At 55.4% G+C, this 1,948-nt stretch carries 2 protein-coding genes; both read left to right on the top strand.

The features are described 5' to 3' along the window. Positions 1-495 precede the first annotated feature (495 nt). Positions 496-1,305, top strand: a complete 810-nt coding sequence (locus AC5ZFO_RS47815; protein WP_282525894.1) for an effector protein NopP — start codon at positions 496-498, stop codon at positions 1,303-1,305. 417 nt (positions 1,306-1,722) lie between these two features. Next, the coding region (locus AC5ZFO_RS47810; RefSeq protein ID WP_496124242.1) for a hypothetical protein at positions 1,723-1,948 on the top strand (226 nt) is incomplete at its 3' end.

The following is a 1,948-nucleotide window of genomic DNA, read 5'->3' as shown; positions in this document are numbered from 1 at the left end:
CCTGCCACCCGAAAACCTGCCCGTCCTCGAATGGCTCGGTATCAAAACGTCAAAATCAATGGGATGAACCACTAGCTCAAAATTTCTCGACGCCTTAGCCGGAACTTGTCACGGATCGAGAACCGGTCTCCTCGGCGAAAGTAGTTGAAGTAATGTGCTCGAGGTGCTTCCCGTGGTTGTTAAGCTCACAGCTCATGGTCATGGCGGCCTCAGAACGTCGCTCACGCCGCATAAGCGCGGTCAGCCGCCCGCTCGAGACGACCTGACCAGGGGCCGTCACCGGACGCGAACCGCTGATCTCAAGTTCGGCCGAGTTATGAAGACGCTCCGGAGAGCGCGGTGCCGAACTGCGCCCTCTCGCCGGCTCGCCCTATGTTTCAGCGAATTTAGTTTTCCGTTTATTTGCCGTCAGCTTACGGACAGCCAAGCTGCTTATCTGCGGAGTCAGGTCTAATGACCTGAACACAATGTAACAGCCATAGGAGTGTGGTCGTCATGGACGGTCGAATTAACAATTGGTCGGATGTTCCATCCGATGATGAGTATCATTACGCAAGCTCCCCGGAGCACAGGAACGCCGACGATTTCGCGGGCGCGCTCGGTAGAATGGGATTGCACGATTCGGGTGCCAGCTCATCCTCGCAGCCGAGTTATTACCTCACTTCAAGACCTCCCGTTATTGAGATCGACCAAGCCGAATTCCGGGAACGGGTGAGGAGCTTTCATGGTGAAGAAATCAATCATATCGCCAACAATCCGCAGGAATACTCAGAATTTGTGTCCGAAAGAGCTAGGCGCACCGCGGATGTCGCTAGCAGTTTCGGGATCCGAAGGGATTCTGATGCCGCCCGATATTACAGCTACCAACTAGGAAATAGGAGCGTCGGCCTCCAAAGAACGGAAGCCGGATTTCCTATGGCGACTGAGTTCACCAGCCAAGGGTGGCGAGAACAGTTCCCCGGACGAACTAACGTCACATCAATCGTGGATTTTCAGGTTGCTCATCCGCTCGTCGGCAACGCCGGCGATATTCTGCTCGAGCACCAACTACGGCAAGACGGCGAACGGCCGCTGGTGAACTGGCGTCCTGCTAATGACGAAGCGAGAGCCCGTGCAGAACAAATGGGCTTCGTTGATGTAGATCGCAATGATATGGTACTTGATCCCACCCAGTCCAGACAGTGGAGATATAGGGATGGTGAATGGCAGCGCGCAACCAATTCTCCGGCGTATCTCTCCAAAGTCAAAACGCCGAGCGATGACGAACCTTCATCAGAGTCCGACTCGGATGGAGACTTTATGTGACGTGAGATCTCCACCAATCCATTGAGGTGGAGCAGGAGCGCAGACCAACCGACACCTGCGGCTTACGATCGAGCCTTGGACCGAACGAAGCCGAAGCCAATTCGGATCAATCCGTGAGGTGCACTGTACTGATCGCACCGCGGGGCTTACGAGAGTTGGTACCTATAATAGCACAAAAGAAAACCCCAGCTTCCAGCCGGGGTTTTCGACTGCCGCCCGGGCTGGAGGAGCGGATTGCCTATGGCAGGCGCGAGCGTCATTGTGTCCTCGCCATCAGAACGGCTGGGGATCTTTCCGGGTTCGCTGGGTGAGGAGGGCTTCGTTGGCCGTTTTCTTCGTAGGCGGTAATCTCGAGAAGGGTCGGGCCAACTCATCGAGCAACGAGACCATCCACCCGGGCTCGCCGGCAGCGGACGCATGGCAAAGATCAAAAAAGGAGCAGATGCCAGCACACCCACCTCATTCTGCTTTAGTGTCCTGAACCAGAAATTCGCGACATTGCGATGTCTAGGCTTGAGTATTGTATCGGCAGAAGCGTTCGATGGAAGCCAGGATCTCGTCGGGGGGCTAGTGGTTCATCCCATTGATTTTGACGTTTTGATACCGAGCCATTCGAGGACGGGCAGGTTTTCGGGTGGCAGGA

It is taken from the genome of Bradyrhizobium sp. Unk1 (genome assembly GCF_059512345.1).
The sequence above is the reverse complement of the archived record's forward strand: the minus strand, read 5'-3'. Positions and strand labels throughout refer to the sequence as shown.

Excerpts from the sequence above, each read along its gene's own strand:
- AC5ZFO_RS47815 (WP_282525894.1), top strand. The coding sequence starts at position 496 with ATGGACGGTCGAATTAACAATTGGTCGGATGTTCCATCCGATGATGAG.